Genomic DNA, 20359 nt, shown 5'->3' with positions numbered 1-20359 from the left:
CGGCAGGATCTGCTCCGGAATACCACTTGGGCTGTCGCGACCTTAGACCCTACAAAGGCATAGAAGGAATGATTTTGTGATCAACTCCAGTGATCTCACTCTGAGCGCCATTGGCACTGACATCAAGCGCAAGAGCGCTGACGCCCTCATCCTGGGCGTACTCAAGAACGGCGACAAGGTGTCCATCGCGGCATCCCCCTTCGCCGCCGACACCACTACCTCGCTGGAGCAGTCGCTCTCGGCTTTGGGCGTTGCCGGGAAGGCCGACGAAATCACCGCGCTGCCTGGCGTGGACGGCACGAAGGCCAAGGTCCTGCAGTTCATCGGCCTTGGCGTTGACGAGCTGGCCGATCTGACCGAAGAGAAGCTGCGCCGTGCCGCCGGCTCGGCTGCCCGCCAGTTGAGCAACGCCAAGAGCGCCATTTTCGCTTTGCCTGCCGACAGCGTTGAGCGCGTTGCCGCCGTGGCTGAAGGCATCGCCTTGGGCAGCTACCGCTACGAGAACCACCGGTCGAAGAAGAGCGAGAAGCCAGTACTGGCCGAAGCCCAGATCGTCACCTCGGTTGCCACTTCCAAGGATCTTCCGGCCGTGCTCAAGCGCGCGGCAATCCTGGGCCGCGCGGTCCGCGGCACCCGCGACCTGATCAATGCCCCAGCCAACGTGCTGTACCCGGAGTCTTTCGCCGCGGCGGTCAAGGACTACTCCAAGCCGCTGCCGCTGAAGGTCACCATCTTCGATGAGAAGCGACTGGCCAAGGACGGCTTTGGCGGCCTGATCGGCGTCGGCGGCGGCTCGGCTCGCCAGCCGCGCATGGTCAAGGTCGAGTACGCGCCGTCGAAGGCAGCCAAGCACATCGCTTTGATCGGCAAGGGCATCACCTTCGATACCGGTGGCACCTCGCTGAAGCCTGCTGCAGGCATGCACGCCATGAAGTCGGACATGTCCGGTGCCGCCGCAGTCTTCCAGACCGTCGCCGCCGTCGCCGAACTTGGGCTGAACGTGAAGGTCACCGCATGGCTCTGCCTGGCAGAGAACATGCCAGGCGGCGCCTCGACCCGTCCGGGCGATGTGCTGACGATGTTCGGCGGCAAGACCGTTGAGGTGCTGAACACTGACGCCGAAGGCCGCCTGGTCATGGCTGACGGCTTGGCCGCAGCCAGCCTGGAAAAGCCGGATGTCATGATCGACATCGCTACGCTGACCGGCGCGCAGATGCTGGCTCTGGGCCTGCGCACTGCAGGCGTCATGGGCGACAAGCAGGTCACCAGCGACCTGGTTGCCGTCTCGGACAAGGTGGGCGAATTGGCTTGGGCCATGCCGCTGCCGGAAGAGCTGCGTCCATCCATCGAGTCGCAGGTCGCCGATCTGGCGAACATCGGTGAGCGCATGGGCGGAATGATGACCGCTGCCGTCTTCCTCGAAGAGTTCGTCGGCGAAGTCGACGGCAAGAAGATTCCTTGGGCCCACATCGACTTTGCTGGTCCGGCCTTCAACGAAGGAAGTGCCTGGGGCTACACCCCGAAGAACGGCACCGGCTCGCAGGTACGCACGCTGGTTGCCTACGCAGAACAGGTTGCCGCAGCGAACTAGCCGTTAAACGCAGCGGCAAAGCAGCTGCAGTGCCATGAAACTCATCCCGGTATCGCCAGAATCAATTGGCCGATGCCGGGATGAGCTCAAAATTAGAGACATACCTGACTTTTAGTGCCCCGAAGGTGACTCTAGCCATTCGACGGTACTAAGGTAAGTTTTGAAACATCACCGTGGATCAAAGGTGCGCGCCCGCATGTGTCACGCTCCAGAAAGTCCACACCCGATCCCCTGGTCGGCCAAAGCCGGCCTCACTAAGCGAATACGAGGGAGCGTTCACGTGGCCGATTCGGCAGCAACGCAAGAATTTGATGTCCTCATCCTCGGCGGCGGATCCGCTGGATACTCGGCAGCATTGCGCGCCATCCAGCTGGGCTACACCGTTGGATTGATCGAGAAGGAAAAGCTGGGCGGCACCTGCCTGCACACCGGCTGCATCCCAACCAAGGCTTACCTGCATGCAGCAGAGCTGGCAGAGAACGCTCGCGAGGGTGCCAAGTACGGCATCAACTCCTCGCTGGAGTCGATCGATCTGGCCGGCGTTCGCAAGTACAAGGAAGGCATTGTCGCTGGCAAGCACAAGGGCCTGCAGGGCTTGCTGAAGATGAAGAAGGTCAACGTCATCACCGGTAACGGCCGACTGGTTGCCCAGGATTCCATCGATGTCGATGGCACCGTCTACAAGGGCAAGTACATCGTCCTGGCCACCGGATCCACTTCCAAGACCATGGGCCTGGAAATCGGCGGCCGCGTGCTGACCAGCACCGAAGCACTGAACATGGAAGACCTGCCAAAGAGCGCCATCGTTCTGGGCGGCGGCGTCATCGGTGTCGAATTCGCCTCGGTCTGGAAGTCCTTCGGCGTCGACGTCACCATCGTCGAGGGCCTGCCATCGCTGGTTCCAAACGAGGATCCAGCCATCATCAAGAACCTGGAGCGTGCTTTCAAGAAGCGCGGCATCAAGTTCAACACCGGCGTTTTCTTCGAGAAGGTCGAGCAGGATGCCAACGGCGCCAAGGTCTCGCTGGCTGACGGCAAGGTTCTGGAAGCTGAGATCGTCCTGGTTGCTGTGGGCCGCGGTCCAGTCACCGAGGGCCTTGGCTTCGAAGAGCAGGGCATCACCATTGATCGCGGTTTCGTAATCACCGACGAGCGCCTGCACACCGGCGTTGGCAACATCTACGCCATCGGCGACATCGTTCCAGGCGTCCAGCTCGCACACCGCGGCTACCAGCATGGCCGCTTCGTCGCCGAGGAAATCCACGGCCTGAAGCCAACCATCGTTGAGGACATCAACATCCCGAAGGTGACCTTCTGCGAGCCAGAGATCGCATCGGTGGGCTACTCCGAGCCGAAGGCCAAGGAGAAGTTCGGCGCTGACCAGATCGAAACCACCGAGTACAACTTGGCTGGCAACGGCAAGTCCTCGATCTTGGGCACCAGCGGCATCATCAAGATGGTTCGCGTCAAGAACGGCCCAATCGTTGGCGTTCACGGCATCGGCGGACGCATTGGCGAGCAGATCGGTGAAGCCCAGCTGATCGTGAACTGGGAAGCATACCCAGAGGACGTATCGCAGCTGATCCACGCTCACCCAACCCAGAACGAGTCCCTGGGCGAAGCCGCAATGGCTTTGGCCGGCGCACCGCTGCACGGTTAATCACGTTTTGGTCATTCAGGCAGCGCGTTGATGTAACGCGCTGCCTGAATGCACTAGGCTCGGAGGCAACGCCTCCCACCACATGTCAAGCTTTATAAAACAAGGAGATACGGGACGATGTCTGAAACCGTAAACCTACCCGCACTGGGTGAAAGCGTTACCGAAGGTACGGTAACCCGCTGGCTGAAGCAGGTCGGCGACCGCGTAGAGGTAGACGAGCCGTTGGTGGAAGTTTCCACTGACAAGGTTGACACTGAAGTTCCTTCGCCGGTAGCTGGCGTCATCGAGGAAATCTTTGTGGCCGAGGACGAGGACGCCGAAGTTGGCGCCCCACTGGTTCGCATCGGCGATGGCTCCGGCTCCGGCGACGCTGCACCGGCAGCACCAGCCGCTGAAGAAGCACCTGCCGCACCAGCCGCAGAGAAAGCACCAGCTGAACCGGCAGCCGAAGAAGCTCCTGCAGCCGCATCTGCCGGTGGCGCTGCCTCAGGCACCGAAGTTACCCTTCCAGCCCTGGGCGAGTCGGTGACCGAAGGTACCGTTACCCGCTGGCTGAAGGAAGTTGGCGATGAGGTATCCGTCGACGAGCCGCTGCTTGAGGTTTCCACCGATAAGGTAGACACCGAAGTTCCTTCCCCAGTTGCTGGCACCCTGCTGGAAATTCGCGTTCCAGAAGATGAGACCGCTGAAGTTGGCGCTGTTCTGGCCGTAATCGGTGCCGCTGGCTCCGCTCCAGCAGCTGCTCCAGCCAAGGAAGAGGCTCCAGCTGCTGCTCCTGCAAAGGAAGAGGCTCCTGCTGCCCCAGCTCCGGCCAAGGAAGAGGCTCCGGCCGCTCCGGCAGCCCCAGCTCCAGCTAAGGAAGAAGCACCTGCTGCCCCTGCCGCTCCAGCTGCACCAGCAGCCGAGGCAAACAACGAGTCCGGCTACGTCACCCCGCTGGTACGCCGCCTGGCTAACCAGCACAACATCGACATCGCTTCAGTGAAGGGCACCGGTGTTGGCGGCCGCATCCGCAAGCAGGATGTGCTGGACGCTGTTGCCGCCCAGGAAGCTGCTGCTCCAGCTGCCGCTGCTGCCGCTGCTCCTGCCGCCGCAAAGCCAGCTGCCCCTGCAGTGGAGGTTTCCTCACTGCGCGGCACCGAGGAAAAGGCTCCACGAATCCGCCAGGTCATCGCTCGCCGCATGCGCGAGTCCCTGGACGTATCGACTCAGCTGACCCAGGTCCACGAAATCGATATGACCCGCATCGTGAAGCTGCGTGCTGCGGCCAAGGCCAATTTCAAGGCCACTAACGGCGTGAACCTCACTTACCTGCCATTCATCGCCAAGGCTGTTGCCGAAGGCTTGAAGGCACATCCTAAGCTGAACGCCGAGTACAACGAAGAGACCCAGAAGATCACCTACCACAATGCCGAGCACTTGGCATTCGCAGTCGACACCGACAAGGGCCTGCTGGTTCCCGTCGTGTCGAACGCTGGCGATCTGAACCTCGCCGGCATGGCTTCGCGTATCGCTGATGTTGCTGCACGTACCCGCAGCAACAAGATCGGTCCAGACGAGCTGTCCGGTGGCACCTTCTCGATCACCAACATCGGTTCGGTTGGCGCACTGTTCGACACCCCGATCATCAACCAGCCACAGGTAGCCATCCTGGGCACCGGTGCGATCGTGAAGCGTCCAATGGTCGTCACCGATGCAGAGGGCAACGATTCGATTGCCATCCGCCACATGATGTACCTGTGCTTGACCTACGATCACCGTCTGGTTGACGGCGCCGATGCAGGCCGCTTCCTGCAGACCGTCAAGGCTCGCCTTGAAGGTGGCGCCTTCGAAGGCGAACTGGGACTGTAAAGATCCAGTTGCGATCCTCGTCGCCTAGGTAGATTATCGCCCCTGTCGTTGATTCGGCAGGGGCGATTCTGCGTTTTCTACGATCAGTCGAAGATAGATTAGGCTAGTGTCATGACTATTCTTCTTTCTCTCCTGATTTTCGTGCATATCTTGGGCGCAGCAGCCATCTTTGGTGGCTGGCTGGCCAATTTCAAGACCCCTACGATCTCTGTCTGGCAGTGGTACGGCGCCATCGTGCAGCTGGTCACGGGTCTGGCCATGGTCGGCATTCTCGAGGCCGGCGACGGTTCGCCAAACCACATGAAGATTGGTATCAAGACGCTGATTGCAATCATCATCCTGGTCGCAGCTTTCATTGGCCGCAAGAAGATGAAGAACGGCGAGGAAGTTTCTACCGGTATCGCCCATGCAGTGGGTGGCATGACCTTCATCAACATCGCGGTTGCGGTTCTCTGGAGCTAATCCGCTGCAGCCTATATGGCGGGAGATGAAACCAGCAGCTTTGAGCAAGCCCTGGTTTCGTCTCCCGCCATTATGCATTTAACGTCGTAATACCTTGCCGATCTTCCAGCCGCTTTCATCCAGCACCATTTCAACTTCAATACTTTGCGGCTCGGCAGCCTGGACGGTGTGCATCGTGGCCCCTTCAGCATCCACGTAACGGTATTCCTCTTGGGTCGAAGTCGCGGCAAGAATGACAGTGTCACCCTGCCCACGGGCGGATACCGTCACGTCCTTCAGTCTTGTGCGCAGACCTTCAAGTCCCAAACCCATGTCCCGTAGCTGATCGATCGTTTCCAGGTCGCGCTCCAATTGCTCTGCACCAGGAGTGTAGAGCTCCTTGAGCCTCTCCCCCGCCAGCTGCCCCATCGCCTCGTCTCGTTCTCCTGAAAGTGCCAGGAATGCCGAGACCACCGTTTCTCGATTCAACGCACAGGCGGGCACTTGTGCAGCATCCTTGATTCGGCAGTCTTGTCCTGCTGGTGGCGCCGTGGCAGGCGCAGTCGTTTCGTTCGCCACAGCAGCCCGGAAATGATTGACGCCCACCATGCTCCCGAGCACGACCATGATGCCCAAGACGGCAGCACCCACCAGCTTCATGGCCCCGGGTGTACTGCGCAACCGATGGCAGTGCCAGGATTCATCATTCCCGCTATTCCGCTGCCTTCCTGCGGCATCCCGTGCACGCTTTGAGCGCCTGTGCGCAGCACCCGATTCCTGGGTTGGATGGATGGTTTCCATCAGATGCGTAGCTTCAGGAGCTACATGGCCTTCCCAATGGATGGGCTCAGCTGGACAACTCGCGAACAGGGCTCGAGCGAACTGGTCGGCGGTTGGCCTCGCTTGCGGCACCGGATTCATGGAATCGATCAAGAGCTCATGAATGATCGAGGGGACGCTGGGGAACATCACGCTAGCTGGTGGACGCATCAGTTCATCTTCGGGAACCCGTCCCGACAGGAGAAACCACAAGCAGGCGCCCAGCGAGTACACGTCCTGCTCTCCGGTTTGGCCTTCCAACAACCCGGCCTGCATTTCAGGGGCAACGAATCCGGGCGTGCCGGAACCAGTGAGTGCTTGGCTTGACGAAGCAGTTTCCTGGAAGTCGATGATCTTCGGCATGCCCTTGGCGGTCAGCAGGATGTTGGCTGGCGACAAGTCCCCATGGCGCTGGCCCTGCGAATGCATGACCGATAGCGTTTGCGCAATGGGAGCCAATGCGGTCACGCATTCACCCAGCGCAAAGGCGCTGCGGCTCGCAACAAGATCCGCCAAACTCCCGCCGGGACAATATTCCATGATCAGCCCCTCGCCGAATTGTGTCGGCAGGGTTCCGTAAAAATCAACGACATATTTCCGTGACTGCCTCACCTCTTCCTGGCGCAGAGAAGTGATGTTTTCCATAGTCAGGCTAAGTTTAAGCGTCAGATACATCTGGTCGCTTTCCCTCCGGATCAGCCAAACTTTACATGGTGACTTGGCACTTAGCGGCTTGACGGTCACATGCCCCGGGCTCGTCGGCCACGCTAGAACATTCGTTGATTCATCCATGTTTCCGTTGTATCCCACAAACAGAAAATGCAAGCTGGATATCCACAGGAGAGCTCAACGGCACTGAATTAGCGACCGATCGTTCAAGAGCGTAGGCTAGCCGTCATGGCGATCGAATTCGAACGAGTCGGACTAGGCTCAAAATTTGTGCCCTACATGGAAGCTTGGGATTACCAGATCCAACTGCATGATGCGGTAGCCGCGGACACGCAAACCCCTAGAGTCCTGTTCCTGGAGCACGAAGCGGTTTATACCGCAGGCAAGCGAACTGAACCCGAAGACCTCCCGCTGGACGGCACCCCCGTCGTGGATGTCGACCGCGGTGGAAAATTGACCTGGCATGGCCCGGGACAGCTCATTGGCTACCCCATCGTCAAGCTCCGCAAAATCAGCGCAATCCGTCTTTACGTGGAGACTCTGGAAGAAGCCCTGATTAATGTCGTGAGCGAACTCGGCATTCCAACGACCCAGATCAAGGGCCGTTCCGGAGTTTGGGTCCCAGGCAAAGACGGCGCGCAGGACCGCAAGATTGCAGCCATCGGCATCCGTATCAACCACGGAGTCACCATGCACGGATTCGCCTTGAACTGCTCGAACGCGCTTTCCGCCTACGACCAGATCATCCCCTGCGGCATCTCTGATGCAGGTGTCACCACGATTTCCGAAGAACTGGGCCGTACCGTCACCCCCGAAGACGTCGTTGACCGAGTTCAAGCGGAAATAGAGCGTCTGCTTACCCCTCAAGTCGTCTAGACAACCACTCACTTCCTTCAGAAAGAGCAGTAAATGAGCATCGAGCCAGAAGGCCGTCGACTACTGCGCGTCGAAAAGCGCAACGCCGCCGTTCCCGTGGAGCGCAAGCCCGAGTGGATCAAGGCGAAACTCAACATCGGCCCCGAATATGTGGGGCTGAAGAACCTGGTGCAGTCCGAAGGACTGCATACCGTCTGCGAAGAAGCAGGCTGCCCGAATATCTTCGAGTGCTGGGAAGACCGCGAGGCCTCGTTCCTCATCGGCGGTTCCGAGTGCACCCGCCGTTGCGACTTCTGCCAGATTGCCACCGGCAAGCCGGTGGCAATCGACCGCTCGGAACCATTCAAGGTGGCCATGAGCGTGAAGAAGATGGATTTGCGCTACGCCACCGTCACCGGTGTTGCCCGCGATGACCTCGAAGACGAGGGCACCTGGCTGTACGCGGAGACGGTGCGGCAGATCCACAAGATGAATCCGAACACCGGTGTCGAGCTGCTGATTCCCGACTTCAGCGGCAAGCCCGAGAACCTGGATGCCATCTGCGATTCGGAGCCGGAGGTCTACGCCCACAACGTCGAGACCGTGCCCCGCCTGTTCAAGCGCATTCGCCCAGCATTCCGCTACGAACGCTCCATGGATGTGATCACCCACGGCCACAAGCGTGGATTGATCACCAAGTCCAACCTGATCCTGGGCATGGGCGAAACTCGTGAAGAAATTTCAGAGGCCATGCGCGATCTCTACGAGGCCGGCTGCGATCTGCTCACCTTGACCCAGTACCTGCGCCCCACGGACCTGCATTTGCCAGTTGACCGCTGGGTCACTCCGCAGGAGTTCCTTGAACTTCAGCAGGAAGCCGAAGAACTCGGATTCTCGGGTGTAATGGCCGGACCACTGGTTCGCTCGTCCTACCGCGCTGGCCGCCTCTGGGCTGGTGCCATGCGCAAGAAGGGAAGGGAAATCCCTGAGGCCCTGTCGCATATCGAGTCCTCGGGCAACACCCGCCAGGAAGCAGCTTCGCTGATCAAGTAGCTGGTTGTTGAGAACCAGCTCGGACCATGGCCCCGAACCTGCAGATGGAAACCAATGCGGGTTCCGGGGCCATTCCGTTGCCCGTTGATGGACAATTCAGCTGAAAATGCCATGTTCGATCCAGCACGGCTTAGAACTATCAACTTCATCGCGTAGAATTAAGGCACTATGGCCAAAAACTCCGACAACGACGCAGCCGCGCCTAAGCGTGGCTTGTTTTCGCGTAAACCAAAAGCTGAGAAGAAGAACAAAGAACCAGGCCGCCTGAAGCAAATTGGCCAGGTCTTCCAGATGACTCGCCGCAATGACCCTATGGTCGTGTGGTGGATGGCATTGGCCGCCTTGGCCGTCATTGCTGTCTGCTTGGTCATCGGCTTCTTGATCAATAACTGGATCACGATGTTGATCATCGCAATCCCGTTGGCGCTTCTTGCTGCAATGTTCATCATGTCGCGCCGTGCCGAGAAGGCTGCGTTCTCGCAGCTTGAGGGCCGTCCAGGTGCCGCTGGCGCTGCCATGAGCGTGCTGCGTCGCGGCTGGATCCTGAAGCAGGAACCGGTTGCCTACAACCGCCACCAGGATCTGGTGTTCCTCGGCATCGGCCGTCCAGGCATCGTCCTGGTCACCGAGGGCCCGAAAAACCGCGTTCGCGAACTTGCCTCATCCGAGCGCAAGCGCATTGCCCGCGTTCTGCCGAACGTGCCTGTGCACATCATCAACGCTGGTTCCGAAGAAGGCCAGACTCCGTTGGCTGAAGTTGGCAAGTCAATGAAGAAGCTTCCGAAGTCGATTACGAAACTGGAAGTCAGCGCAATCGACAAGCGTCTGAGCACCTTGACTGCGAATCGTCTGCCCATCCCCAAGGGCGTAGATCCAAACCGCGTACGTCCGAACCGCCGCGCTATGCGTGGACGCTAAAGACAAGCACTAAAGAAGCCGCAACAGGATTTTCCTGTTGCGGCTTCTTTAGTGCTGTCCGGAGCTAGTTGCTAGGAGATATTCACCAAGATGGTTTTCGGCAACCGATCATGAAGGCCACGCTGGTCCTTGTCGGTGATGAAGGCCGGAATGGCCAAGCAAAGCAGCAGCGAACGAATCAAGCCTTGCAATGGCTTGATCGCGGTTCCATCCAGCGACTGCACCTGCATGCCAAAGGTGCGATGCCCGATCGTGTGCCCCGTGAACCCGACACCGATGATTTGCCCGGCACAAAACAGGCCCAGCGTTGCCAGGTCATGGCTATTGAACAACCACCAGCTGAGCAGCATGGACAGTCCCCAGTCCAGGAGCAGGGCGCCGACCCTTCGCGGGAACCTGGCAACGGAGCCAGGACCCTTGACTGGGCGTCCCATATCCTGCCCGGGCCATTCTTGCGTATTGTGCTGCGGCGGCCCTTCAAGCCACGAGCTGAAGTCTTTTCTTTCCACCTATACAGTCTATCCAGCAATTCTGTGCCCCAGTTAGAACCCCATAACGCGGTAGCAAGTATCCAAGTCAGATTGTTACAGCTGGCAATCTGCGCAGATCAGATCGATACGACACGCCCGGATTCTCCGCTTGTAACAGGTTGGAAACAATAGAGACACCATTCAGAAATGGATTATAGGTAAGCTTGATACGTAAGCAAGAGGACCAGGCAGATAATTCTGGCTACGGGTTCCGTTTACCAAACCTCATATCTCACCAGGGAGTCACCTGCACATGTTTACCAGTCCAGAAGAAGTCTTGGCATATATTGCCGAAGAGGACATCAAGTTCGTCGATATCCGTTTCACCGACCTACCAGGTGTACAGCAACACTTCAACGTGCCGGCCAAGTCCGTGGATGCCGACTTCTTCGTCAACGGCCAGCTCTTTGATGGTTCTTCCATCCGCGGCTTCGCCGGCATCTCTGAGTCCGACATGCAGCTGATCCCAGATGTCACCACCGGTTTCATCGATCCGTTCCGTCTGGAAAAGACCCTGGCCTTCAACTTCTCGATCATCAACCCACGCACCGGTGAGCCTTACCACCGCGACCCACGTGGCGTTGCCGAGCGTGCTGAGGCATACCTGGAATCCACCGGCATCGCTGACACCGCATTCTTCGCCCCAGAAGCTGAATTCTTCATCTTCGAGGACGTTCGCTACGAATCCAAGCCGCAGGGCGCGTTCTACTCGATCGATTCCGACGAAGCACCCTGGAACACCGGCCGCAAGGAAGAAGGCGGCAACCAGGGGTACAAGACTGCTTTCAAGGGCGGCTACTTCCCGGTGGCTCCAACCGACAAGCAGGCCGATCTGCGCGACGCAATCTGCGTTGAGCTGGATAAGGCAGGCCTTGAGGTAGAGCGCAGCCACCACGAAGTTGGCGCTGCCGGCCAGGCTGAGATCAACTACAAGTTCAACACCATGGTTCACGCCGCGGACGAACTGATGCTCTTCAAGTACATCGTGAAGAACACCGCTGATGCTTGGGGCAAGTCCGCAACCTTCATGCCGAAGCCTGTCTTCGGCGACAACGGCTCGGGCATGCACGTGCACCAGTCGCTGTGGTCCAACGGCGATCCGCTGTTCTACGACGAGAAGGGGTACGCCGGCCTGTCCGACACCGCTCGTTGGTACATCGGCGGCCTGCTGAAGCACGCAGACGCCGTGCTCGCGTTCACCAACCCAACCGTGAACTCCTACCGTCGTCTGGTCAAGGGCTACGAAGCCCCGGTGAACATGGTGTACTCGCAGGGCAACCGCTCCGCTGGCATCCGCATCCCGATCACCGGTTCGAACCCGAAGGCCAAGCGCATCGAGTTCCGCGCCCCGGATGCTTCCTCGAACCCGTACCTGGCCTTCGCAGCGCAGCTGATGGCTGGCCTGGACGGCATCAAGAACCGCATCGAACCAGCCGAGCCAATCGACAAGGATCTCTACGAACTTCCTGCCGAAGAGGCCAAGGAAATCCAGCGCGCACCTGAAAGCCTCGAAGAGGCGCTGAAGGCTCTGGAAGCCGACCACGAGTTCCTGCTCGAAGGCGGCGTCTTCACCGAGGACCTGATCCAGACTTGGATCGAGTACAAGCGTGAAAACGAAATCAAGCCACTGAGCCTGCGCCCGAACCCATACGAATTCGAGCTCTACTACGGCTGCTAATCACCGTCCTGTACGGTAACGGCTCGACGCCGGGTCTCGCCTGTTGGCGGGACCCGGCGTCGTTTCGTCTCAGGGTAGGCTGGTGTCATGGACATATCTACGTGGGTCGGCGTGCAGCGCGACGATGGTGAAACCGTCGGTTATCTCGACCCAGCGGATCCCGACTACCAGCGGGTGACCCCGCGCAATGTCTTGGGCCACGCCGTAGCCGATGATTGCGACTACCTTGACGGCGAACAGCTGCTCGTCGAGCGCGGCATCAGCGAGTTGATGAATTCCTGGGTGCTGGATGCCGGATCCTGCGACGCTACTGAATTGCTGTCCATCGTGGAGGTCTCGCCCCACGGCATTGTGCTGGCCGATGCGTTGCGGGCTAAGGCATTGCAGCCTGCCGAACGCATCCATGTCCCGTGGCCTGATGTGGAGCATCGGCTGGCACCAGTCCAGCGCTGATACGGCGGCGGCTAGTATTCCTGCTTGTCGCCCTTGGCGGTCCACGCCTCGAAAGCGGCAAGGGCTGAAGGCATATCGACCTTGGTGAATGGGATGCGGCGTTCGCTCATGGGCAGTTCCAGCTCGGTGTAGATGAAGTTGTCGTCGAAACCGATGCTTGCCGCGTCCTGCCGGTCGTTGGCATAGTAGACGTGCTTGAATCGCGCCCAGTAGATGGCGCCGAGGCACATCGGGCACGGCTCGCAACTGGTGTACAGCTCGCACTGGGACAAATCGAAAGTCCCGAGCTCCTGCCCGGCTTTGCGGATCACATTGACTTCCGCGTGGGCTGTCGGATCGGAATCATGCACCACGGTGTTGTAGCCGGCGGCAATGACCTTGCCGTCCAGTACCACTACGGCCCCGAATGGGCCGCTGTCGTTGCTGCCCAACGCCAGCAACGACTGTTCGACCGCTGCCTGCATTAGCTGTGGATCCATGGCTTGCTCCCCTCGCACCATCGGCGCCATCAGGCACTGCGCAAACGCCGAACCGAAATCTGGATCTGAGTGCCTAGCATATCCCCTTAACAGACACCGGTGCGAGGACGTCGGAAAATTGATGCGGGCGACCGCACCCTGCGCGCGGCGATGTCCAGAGTTATCGTTGGCGTAGCGCTCGTAGGTAGCGCCATCGAGTAAGCTTCTGCGCGCCCAGCAGCAGCCAGAAGACCGAACGCCAGCCCTAGCTGTCCGAGGCCGCCGCGGGCGAACGCACCTCCAGCCACACCGATGCCCCAGCCGACGCAGGATGAACGCTTCCTCCCCGGAGACCGGGTGCCCGGGCAACGTTCGATAGGCGAATCCCACAACATCGCTGCGTTCAAGGACTTCCACAACCTCAACGGGCTCGTGGATGGACACTGGCCCCACCGGGACGATGATCTGCGGCTGGGCTCCGCTGCGGACTTTGTCCTGCGGGCTGATGCGAAATCCGCTGCGGGTCTTCACCTCCCAGTGCAGCAGCGCGACCGCGGCCTGCCCCCAGAATGCTTCGCCCGAGCCCAGATAGGCTCGGCGTTGCCACACCCGGTAACGCCCGGGCTCGGGGTTCCACAGCTTCTCGTTGATCCGTGTCAGGGACATCCGGTTTAGTCTTCGAAGCCGTAGAACAGCTGCTCGAACAGGGCTCGCGAGTGCCTGGTGGCGCGCAGGTAGTCTTCTTCCAGTTCCATGCCGGTGTTCGGCTCATAGCCGCACCAGCGAGCCACGGCTTCCATATCGCGCGCCGAGCTGGGCAGCACATCGCTGGAACGTCCGGAGGTGATGATCTCGGCGCTACGGATCCGGGTAGCCAGCCGCCAGGCAGTCGCCAGCAGCTCGCTGTCTTGCTCGGAGATGAGCTCCAGTTTGGCCAATTCTTCCAACGCCTTGAGCGTGGATGTGGTGCGCAAGGACTCGTGTTTCCACGCGTATTGCAGCTGGTAGAACTGCACCAGCCATTCGATATCCGACAGCGAGCCGCGTCCCAGCTTCAGGTGGCGGTTCGGGTCGGCACCGCGCGGGAGCCGTTCAGACTCGACGCGGGCCTTGATCTTGCGGATTTCACGAATCTCCGTGTCTTCGAGCCCCTTGCCATAGCGCACCGGCTTGATCAGTTCCATGAAGTCTGCGGCCAACTGGTCGTCTCCGGCAAATGGGCGGGCACGTTGCAATGCCTGCTGCTCCCAGATTTCCACCCAACGCTGGTAGTAGCTGGCGTAGGCGTCAATCGACCGGACCAGCATGCCTTGGCGGCCCTCGGGACGAAGATCCGAGTCGACCTTCAATTTCACTTCCGCTGGAATCGCCGGTTTCAAAGGCTTCGAAGTCCACGACACCAGGTCGGTGACCACCCGAAGCGCTTGTTCCTGGGCGGCTTGATCTTTGGCGCCGGGGACCGGACGCTGGACAAACAGAACGTCCGCATCGGAGCCGTACCCGATTTCCCGACCGCCTTGGCGGCCCATGGCAATGACCGCAATTACCGCATGCTCCCCGTGCTTGGCCTGGTCGTCAGCCAAAAGGACCTTCAGCACCCCGTCCACCATGGCGGCGTCAATGTTCGACAGGGCATTGCCGACTTCATCAACAGTTAGCAGGCCCGCTCCGTCGGCCAGCGCAACACGCAAGAACTCGCGGCGGCGCACCATGCGGATCATCCGGATGGCCGCCTCGGGCTGTTTCGTGCGATGGATGATGGAAGTGTTCTGCTGCAGCAGGTTCTCGAAGGTCTGCGGCGCTAATGAGGCGTCAGAGCCCAGCCAGGCGGCTGCGGCAGGCTCATTGGCCAGCAGATCAGTCAGGAAGCGCGTGTTCGACAGCAGATGGCTCAATCGCTCGGCGGCGGCATTCGTATCGCGCAGCATGCCGAGGAACCAATGGGACTTCCCCAGCGCCTCGCTGAGCCTGCGGAAGCCCAGCAAACCTGCGTCCGGGTCCACCCCGCGGGCAAACCAGTCCAAGAGCACCGGGAGCAATTGCCGCTGCAGGGAGGCGCTGCGCGAGACCCCGCCGGTCAAGGCTTCGATATGCCGCATCGCTGCCTTGGGGTCAAGATAACCCAGGGCGCGAAGTCTGGCCTGCGCGGATTCTGCGGTGAGCCTGACATCATCGGCCGAGAGGTTGGAACTGCTCACCAGCAGCGGCCGGTAGAAAATACGCTCGTGCAGCGAACGCACCATGCGCTTGGTTTCATTCCATCGGCGCATCAGCTTCTCCGGGCTGCTCGGCTGCAGGTCTCCGGCACCGCGAATTGATCGCGCCAGTACGCGCTGGGCATTTTCGGCCCGTGGCATCAAATGGGTTCGGCGCAATTGGCTGAGCTGGATTCGGTGCTCCAGCAAACGCAGGAAACGATAGGAGTCATCGAAATTCGTGGCGTCGTCACGGCCAATGTAGCCGGTGTCGCTCATGGCCTGGATGGCCAGGGTGGTTGTTGCCACCTGAATGGCAGGTTCCACACGTCCATGGACAAGCTGGAGCAGCTGGACGGTGAATTCGACGTCGCGCAGCCCGCCGGGGCCGAGCTTGATCTGCCACGCGACGTCTTGCTTGTCGATGTTGTCGCTGACGCGGCGGCGCATCGCTTGGACCGATTCGACAAAACCCTCGCGTTCAGAACTGGACCACACCATGGGCGAGACCATGCGCTCATAGGAGCGTCCCAGTTCCTTGTCTCCGGCTATGGCGCGGGCCTTGAGCAAGGCTTGGAATTCCCACGAGTGGGCCCAACGCCGGTAGTACGCTTCATGGGAAGATAGCGTACGGGTCAACGCCCCGTCCTTGCCCTCGGGGCGGAGATTCGCGTCCACTTCCCACAGCATCGGCTCCGGTCCTGGCACCATCAGGGCACGCGCCGTGTTGCCGCAGATGACCGTGGCGATCGCGGCGGCGAGATCTTCGTCCATACCCAGGGCTGAATCATGGACATAGATGACGTCCACGTCAGAGATGTAGTTCAGTTCACGTGCACCGCATTTGCCCATGCCGATGATGGTGATCTTCACCCGGTCGACGTCGTCCGCATCATATTGTTCGGCGGCTTCGGCCCGGGCAATGGCCAGGGCTCCTTCGAGCGCGGCCCCAGCCATGTCGGCCAGTTCGGCGGCAACCTTGGGCAGGATGCGCTGCGGCTGGGTGGATCCCAAGTCCCGGTGTGCCAGCGATAGCAAGGCCTTTCGGTAGGCGGTGCGCAAACGCTGGCGTGCTTCAGCACCGGTATAGGACGAAACCCAGTGCCCGCCCTCGGATTCGTTGGCCTCGATGGAAGCCAGCAAGTCCTCGACCAGTTGTTCCGAGGGAACGGACGCGAATTCGCCTGGAGGAGCTTGGCGGACGATATCCAAGGCCTCGGGACAGCGTATGAGGAACTCGCCCAGCGCCGACGAGCTGCCCAGGAGCCTTACCAGCCCTTGGCAGCTGGCCGGCTCCATGAAGATGTCGATGGCTTCCGGATGCCGGTCAACCAACCTCAGCGCCAGCAGCAGCGCCTGATCCGGATCTGGCGCGTGCGCCATCTTGCTCACGATCAGATCGGGATCAATCTTGGATAATTCCTTGGATTGAAGGAAATTCTTGGCCCGTTCGACGTCGCTGAAGCCAGCGTTGATCAATGCTCGCGAGGGTACTTCCGGCATGGTTTCTCGTGTTCTCCCGCATTTCGCCACGCAGCTTCACGCGGCGAAGTCTCTAGAGGATTCCCAAATACTTGTTCAGTTCGTATGGGGTGATGACCTGGCGGTACTCTTCCCATTCGGTGCGCTTGTTCGACAGGAAGGAGTTGAATACCTGTTCGCCGAGGATCTCGGCCATGAGTTCCGACTCTTCCATGGCGCGCAATGCGTCGTGCAGGCTGCCGGGCAGCGGAACGTGGCCCGAAGCACGGCGTTCCGCCGTGGACAGGCTCCAGACATCGTCCTCGGTCGGCTCTTCCAGCTCGTAGCCTTCGCGGATGCCCTTCAGGCCGGCACCGAGCAATACTGCATAGGCGAGGTACGGGTTCGCTGCCGAGTCGATGCCGCGGTATTCCACGCGGGCCGACTGACCTTTGCCCGGCTTGTACAGCGGCACGCGGACCAGTGCCGAACGGTTGTTGTGTCCCCACGAACGGTGGCTCGGCGCTTCTCCCCCGCCCCACAAGCGCTTGTACGAGTTCACGTACTGGTTGGTGATGGCGGTCATTTCCGGCGCGTGGTGCAGGATGCCTGCGATGAAGGAGCGCGCCACGTCGGAGAGCTGGTATTCACGGCCGGCTTCGAAGAACGCGTTCGCATCGCCTTCGAACAATGAGAAGTGGGTGTGCATGCCGCTGCCCGGATGGTCGGCAAACGGCTTGGGCATGAAGGTCGCGTGGATGCCCTTCTGCATCGCCATCTCCTTGATGACGGTACGGAAGGTCATGATGTTGTCGGCGGTCTGCAGCGCATCGGCGTAGCGCAAATCGATTTCGTTCTGGCCAGGGCCGGTTTCATGGTGGGAGAACTCCACCGAAATGCCTAAGGCTTCCAGCGTGGTCACCGACGCGCGGCGGAAGTCCTGTCCCACGCCATCTGGCACATGGTCGAAGTAGCCGCCGTTGTCGATCGGCTGCGGACGGCCATTGGCATCCAGCTGATCGTTCTGCAGCAAATAGAATTCGATCTCCGGATGGGTGTAGCAAGTGAAGCCCATGTTCGATGCTTCGGCCAGCTGGCGCTTGAGCACCTGGCGCGGATCGGCATTGGACGGCTGGCCTTCCGGAGTCAGGATGTCGCAGAACATGCGGGAGGTCGGTTCAACCTCGCCACGCCAAGGAAGAATCTGAAAGGTGGCAGGATCGGGCTGAAGCAGCATGTCAGATTCCGAGATCCGGGACAGTCCATCAATGGAGGAACCGTCAAAGCCCAGACCTTCTTCGAAAGCATCTTCAACTTCAGCAGGAGCCAGAGCCACGGACTTGAGTGAACCAACCACGTCGGTAAACCACATTCGCACAAATCGAACGTCGCGTTCTTCAATGGTGCGCAGTACGAATTCCTGCTGACGATCCATTTTCCACCACCTTCGGGATTCTGATATCCGGCGCTGATCACAACCGGCAAGAAAATTGACCTGTGGCAACACTATATCGGTTCAGGACGGTCCCAACGATCTGCATCGCCCTGTCCAAGTGCGGTAAAGTCGTTTCATGCCACAACCATACCTAGGGAATCCTGAAAAAGGCCCGTCCCGTATCCGACTTCATCATTTGCAGAAGGCCAAGGACAATGGCGAAAAATTCGCGATGTTAACTGCTTATGACGTCATGATGGCCGAAATTTTCGATTCGGCGGGGATCGAGATCCTGCTGGTTGGCGACTCAGCTGCCAATACCGTCCTCGGCTACGAGTCCACGCTGCCGATCAGCCTCGACGAAATGATCGTCTTCACCAAAGCTGTTGCCAATGGCGCCAAGCGCGCGTTGGTCGTCGCCGACCTGCCGTTTGGCAGCTACGAGCAGTCCCCGGCACAGGCCGTGGCCACCGCGGTGCGCCTGATGAAGGAAGGCCATGCCCACGCGGTCAAGATGGAAGGCACCGCGCACTACGCCGAACACGTTCGCGCCATGGTCCTTGCCGGTGTACCCGTCATCGGGCACATCGGGTTCACCCCGCAGTCCGAGCATGCTTTGGGCGGGTACCGCGTGCAGGGCCGCGGCGACGCCGTCGCGCAGATGAAGCACGACGCTGTGGCATTGCAAGATGCCGGCGCTTTCTGCATCCTGATGGAAATGGTGCCAAGCCCGGTCGCCGCCGAAATCGATGCAGCGCTGAAGGTCCCGACGATTGGCATCGGCGCAGGCAACTCCACCACCGGACAGGTCCTGGTCTGGCAGGACATGCTCGGCCTTGGCGGGGGGCGCACCCCACGGTTCGTCAAGAAGTACGCAGATCTGCGTGAGGTTATCGGCACCGCGGTGCGCGAATACCACCAGGACGTAGTGGCTGGCACGTTCCCGTCGGCAGAATACGAATTCAAGGAATGAGACTGGCTCACGCCGCTTAGCACAATGGTGCGGTTCCAGGTTGCCCAACCCGGAAGCGCACCATTCTGCCATTCACAGCACCGCTGGGACCGGTGCCTTCAGCGGCTACTGGTCGTCTTCCTCCGCCTCGTCCCAGGCTTCATTGCGGGCCTGGACCTTCTCCATCGCGGCTTCGGCTTCAGCAACCGTGTCATATGGGCCGAGCAATTGCGACCAATCAGACTGCGGGCCCTTCTCCACGGTCTTGGTTGAGACGTTGTACCAGTACTGGCCTTCGCCCGGGGTGCCAACTGAGCTCATGGAAAACTCCTCTAATCTCGAAACCTGCTGTTGCTTCCACGGTATCCCAACCGGTGGAAAATAGGTGCAACACCACCAGTTCTTTCGGCTATCTCTTGGTGAAGCCGAAGATACCTGTAGCTAGAATAAAAGCATGGCTATTGCTTCAACTGCACCACTTGGAAATCTCACCGCCGGCACGGTATCCCCGGAACTTCCGGTACCGAAACACATCGAACGTCCCGAATACGTTGGCAAGAAGGAACCTGCCGCCAACACGGCTCCGGAAATCAAAAGCCCAGAAGTCATCGAGCGCATCCGGGTAGCTTCCAAGATTGCCGCCCAGGCGCTGCAGGAAGTGGGCAAGGCCTGCCGGCCAGGGGTAACCACGGATCAGCTGGATCGCCTTGGCCATGAATTCCTCATGGATCACAACGCCTACCCCTCAACCTTGGGCTACCGCGGATTCCCTAAGTCGCTGTGCTCTTCACTGAACGAAGTCATCTGCCACGGCATCCCGGACACAACCGTGCTGCAAGATGGGGACATCATCAATATCGATATCACCGCTTATATTGGCGGCGTTCACGGAGACAACAACGCCACCTTCCTGGTCGGCGACGTGGATGAAGAATCCCGTCTGCTGGTTGAGCGCACCGAGAATTCGCTGAAGCGCGCCATCAAGGCCGTGATGCCAGGACGCGAGATCAATATCATCGGCCGAAGCATTGAAACCTACGCCAAGCGGTTCGGCTACGGCGTGGTCCGGGACTTCACCGGCCACGGCGTGGGTGAAGCCTTCCACTCCGGCTTGATCATTCCGCACTATGATGCGGCTCCTGCCTACAACACCCTGATTGAGCCAGGCATGGTCTTCACCATCGAGCCGATGCTCACCTTGGGCACCATCGAATGGGATATGTGGGAGGACGACTGGACTGTGACCACCAAGGACAAGAAGCGCACCGCGCAGTTCGAGCACACACTGCTCGTCACCGACGACGGCGCGGAAATCCTCACCCTGCCATAGTCACTTTGAT

General features: G+C 59.9%; 17 protein-coding genes and 1 pseudogene. 11 read left to right on the top strand and 7 right to left on the bottom strand.

The window, feature by feature from the left end; translation table 11 throughout:
- The first annotated feature begins 76 nt into the window (after nucleotides 1-76).
- The 4 genes from EKH49_RS05610 to EKH49_RS05595 all read left to right on the top strand — a co-directional run bounded on the left by EKH49_RS05610 (nucleotide 77) and on the right by EKH49_RS05595 (nucleotide 5564).
- Nucleotides 77-1591, top strand: coding sequence for a leucyl aminopeptidase (locus EKH49_RS05610; RefSeq protein ID WP_128470063.1), 1515 nt, complete (start codon nucleotides 77-79; stop codon nucleotides 1589-1591).
- Nucleotides 1592-1871: 280 nt separating this feature from the next.
- A complete protein-coding gene (gene lpdA, locus EKH49_RS05605) occupies nucleotides 1872-3251 on the top strand; it encodes a dihydrolipoyl dehydrogenase (RefSeq protein WP_038991885.1) in 1380 nt (459 codons plus the stop codon).
- Nucleotides 3252-3368: 117 nt separating this feature from the next.
- On the top strand, nucleotides 3369-5102 hold the full coding sequence (gene sucB / locus EKH49_RS05600) for a 2-oxoglutarate dehydrogenase, E2 component, dihydrolipoamide succinyltransferase (protein ID WP_128470062.1): 1734 nt from the start codon (nucleotides 3369-3371) through the stop codon (nucleotides 5100-5102).
- Between the two features lie 111 nt (nucleotides 5103-5213).
- Entirely contained in the window at nucleotides 5214-5564 is a 351-nt protein-coding gene (locus tag EKH49_RS05595) for a hypothetical protein (protein ID WP_128470061.1), read from the top strand.
- Between the two features lie 78 nt (nucleotides 5565-5642).
- On the opposite strand, the gene EKH49_RS05590 is transcribed toward EKH49_RS05595, so the two are convergent.
- Nucleotides 5643-7154, bottom strand: coding sequence for a serine/threonine-protein kinase (locus tag EKH49_RS05590; protein WP_128470060.1), 1512 nt, complete (start codon nucleotides 7152-7154; stop codon nucleotides 5643-5645).
- A 78-nt stretch (nucleotides 7155-7232) separates the two neighbouring features.
- Between EKH49_RS05590 and lipB the strand changes: the two genes are divergently transcribed.
- From lipB to EKH49_RS05575, 3 genes are all read left to right on the top strand, one after another.
- Nucleotides 7233-7907 carry a lipoyl(octanoyl) transferase LipB gene (gene lipB / locus EKH49_RS05585; protein WP_255209585.1) on the top strand — a complete coding sequence of 225 codons (675 nt, stop codon included), beginning with the start codon at nucleotides 7233-7235 and terminating at the stop codon, nucleotides 7905-7907.
- A 33-nt stretch (nucleotides 7908-7940) separates the two neighbouring features.
- On the top strand, nucleotides 7941-8939 hold the full coding sequence (gene lipA, locus EKH49_RS05580; protein ID WP_066144368.1) for a lipoyl synthase: 999 nt from the start codon (nucleotides 7941-7943) through the stop codon (nucleotides 8937-8939).
- A gap of 168 nt (nucleotides 8940-9107) precedes the next feature.
- Nucleotides 9108-9857 carry a DUF4191 domain-containing protein gene (locus EKH49_RS05575; RefSeq protein ID WP_128470059.1) on the top strand — a complete coding sequence of 250 codons (750 nt, stop codon included), beginning with the start codon at nucleotides 9108-9110 and terminating at the stop codon, nucleotides 9855-9857.
- Nucleotides 9858-9928: 71 nt separating this feature from the next.
- On the opposite strand, the gene EKH49_RS05570 is transcribed toward EKH49_RS05575, so the two are convergent.
- Nucleotides 9929-10366 (bottom strand): RDD family protein, encoded by a 438-nt coding sequence (locus tag EKH49_RS05570; protein ID WP_128470058.1) that lies wholly within the window; start codon nucleotides 10364-10366, stop codon nucleotides 9929-9931.
- 274 nt (nucleotides 10367-10640) lie between these two features.
- On the opposite strand from EKH49_RS05570, the gene glnA (EKH49_RS05565) reads away from it, so the two are divergent.
- Both glnA (EKH49_RS05565) and EKH49_RS05560 read left to right on the top strand, forming a co-directional pair.
- Complete coding sequence (gene glnA, locus EKH49_RS05565) at nucleotides 10641-12065, top strand: type I glutamate--ammonia ligase (protein WP_128470057.1); 1425 nt, start codon at nucleotides 10641-10643, stop codon at nucleotides 12063-12065.
- Between the two features lie 87 nt (nucleotides 12066-12152).
- Nucleotides 12153-12518 carry a hypothetical protein gene (locus tag EKH49_RS05560; RefSeq protein ID WP_128470056.1) on the top strand — a complete coding sequence of 122 codons (366 nt, stop codon included), beginning with the start codon at nucleotides 12153-12155 and terminating at the stop codon, nucleotides 12516-12518.
- 11 nt (nucleotides 12519-12529) lie between these two features.
- Here the strand turns inward: EKH49_RS05560 and EKH49_RS16835 are convergent, their stop codons facing one another.
- The 4 genes and pseudogenes from EKH49_RS16835 to glnA (EKH49_RS05545) form a co-directional block, all read right to left on the bottom strand.
- Nucleotides 12530-12997, bottom strand: coding sequence for a nucleoside deaminase (locus EKH49_RS16835; RefSeq protein WP_236641048.1), 468 nt, complete (start codon nucleotides 12995-12997; stop codon nucleotides 12530-12532).
- 360 nt (nucleotides 12998-13357) lie between these two features.
- Nucleotides 13358-13642 (bottom strand): annotated as a pseudogene (locus EKH49_RS17165) (DUF1990 family protein); the annotation flags it as partial.
- Between the two features lie 5 nt (nucleotides 13643-13647).
- On the bottom strand, nucleotides 13648-16674 hold the full coding sequence (locus EKH49_RS05550) for a bifunctional [glutamine synthetase] adenylyltransferase/[glutamine synthetase]-adenylyl-L-tyrosine phosphorylase (RefSeq protein WP_128470054.1): 3027 nt from the start codon (nucleotides 16672-16674) through the stop codon (nucleotides 13648-13650).
- A gap of 52 nt (nucleotides 16675-16726) precedes the next feature.
- The gene (gene glnA / locus EKH49_RS05545) at nucleotides 16727-18067 is read right to left on the bottom strand and encodes a type I glutamate--ammonia ligase (RefSeq protein ID WP_128470053.1); all 1341 of its coding nucleotides are present in this window, start codon (nucleotides 18065-18067) and stop codon (nucleotides 16727-16729) included.
- Nucleotides 18068-18203: 136 nt separating this feature from the next.
- On the opposite strand from glnA (EKH49_RS05545), the gene panB reads away from it, so the two are divergent.
- Entirely contained in the window at nucleotides 18204-19040 is an 837-nt protein-coding gene (panB, locus tag EKH49_RS05540) for a 3-methyl-2-oxobutanoate hydroxymethyltransferase (protein ID WP_128470052.1), read from the top strand.
- A gap of 105 nt (nucleotides 19041-19145) precedes the next feature.
- Here panB and EKH49_RS05535 read toward each other — a convergent pair whose 3' ends face one another.
- Nucleotides 19146-19340: an SPOR domain-containing protein gene (locus EKH49_RS05535; RefSeq protein WP_128470051.1), complete on the bottom strand. Its 195-nt coding sequence runs from the start codon at nucleotides 19338-19340 to the stop codon at nucleotides 19146-19148.
- Nucleotides 19341-19473: 133 nt separating this feature from the next.
- Here EKH49_RS05535 and map point away from each other — a divergent pair, with 133 nt between their 5' ends.
- Entirely contained in the window at nucleotides 19474-20349 is an 876-nt protein-coding gene (gene map, locus EKH49_RS05530) for a type I methionyl aminopeptidase (RefSeq protein WP_128470050.1), read from the top strand.
- The last annotated feature ends 10 nt before the right edge of the window (nucleotides 20350-20359 follow it).

The sequence above is a fragment of the Glutamicibacter sp. HZAU genome, from assembly GCF_004100365.1.
Taxonomy (GTDB): Bacteria; Actinomycetota; Actinomycetes; order Actinomycetales; family Micrococcaceae; genus Glutamicibacter; species Glutamicibacter nicotianae.
This window is presented reverse-complemented; position numbering and strand designations above follow the sequence as displayed.

Bases quoted from the DNA above. Each gene is read 5' to 3' on its own strand.
- EKH49_RS05575 (WP_128470059.1), top strand. From the start codon at position 9,108: ATGGCCAAAAACTCCGACAACGACGCAGCCGCGCCTAAGCGTGGCTTG.
- map (WP_128470050.1), top strand. From the start codon at position 19,474: ATGGCTATTGCTTCAACTGCACCACTTGGAAATCTCACCGCCGGCACG.
- EKH49_RS16835 (WP_236641048.1), bottom strand. From the start codon at position 12,997: ATGGATCCACAGCTAATGCAGGCAGCGGTCGAACAGTCGTTGCTGGCG.
- EKH49_RS05560 (WP_128470056.1), top strand. From the start codon at position 12,153: ATGGACATATCTACGTGGGTCGGCGTGCAGCGCGACGATGGTGAAACC.
- glnA (WP_128470053.1), bottom strand. From the start codon at position 18,067: ATGGATCGTCAGCAGGAATTCGTACTGCGCACCATTGAAGAACGCGAC.
- panB (WP_128470052.1), top strand. From the start codon at position 18,204: ATGCCACAACCATACCTAGGGAATCCTGAAAAAGGCCCGTCCCGTATC.
- lipA (WP_066144368.1), top strand. From the start codon at position 7,941: ATGAGCATCGAGCCAGAAGGCCGTCGACTACTGCGCGTCGAAAAGCGC.
- glnA (WP_128470057.1), top strand. From the start codon at position 10,641: ATGTTTACCAGTCCAGAAGAAGTCTTGGCATATATTGCCGAAGAGGAC.
- EKH49_RS05535 (WP_128470051.1), bottom strand. From the start codon at position 19,340: ATGAGCTCAGTTGGCACCCCGGGCGAAGGCCAGTACTGGTACAACGTC.
- sucB (WP_128470062.1), top strand. From the start codon at position 3,369: ATGTCTGAAACCGTAAACCTACCCGCACTGGGTGAAAGCGTTACCGAA.
- EKH49_RS05550 (WP_128470054.1), bottom strand. From the start codon at position 16,674: ATGCCGGAAGTACCCTCGCGAGCATTGATCAACGCTGGCTTCAGCGAC.
- EKH49_RS05590 (WP_128470060.1), bottom strand. From the start codon at position 7,154: ATGGATGAATCAACGAATGTTCTAGCGTGGCCGACGAGCCCGGGGCAT.
- EKH49_RS05595 (WP_128470061.1), top strand. From the start codon at position 5,214: ATGACTATTCTTCTTTCTCTCCTGATTTTCGTGCATATCTTGGGCGCA.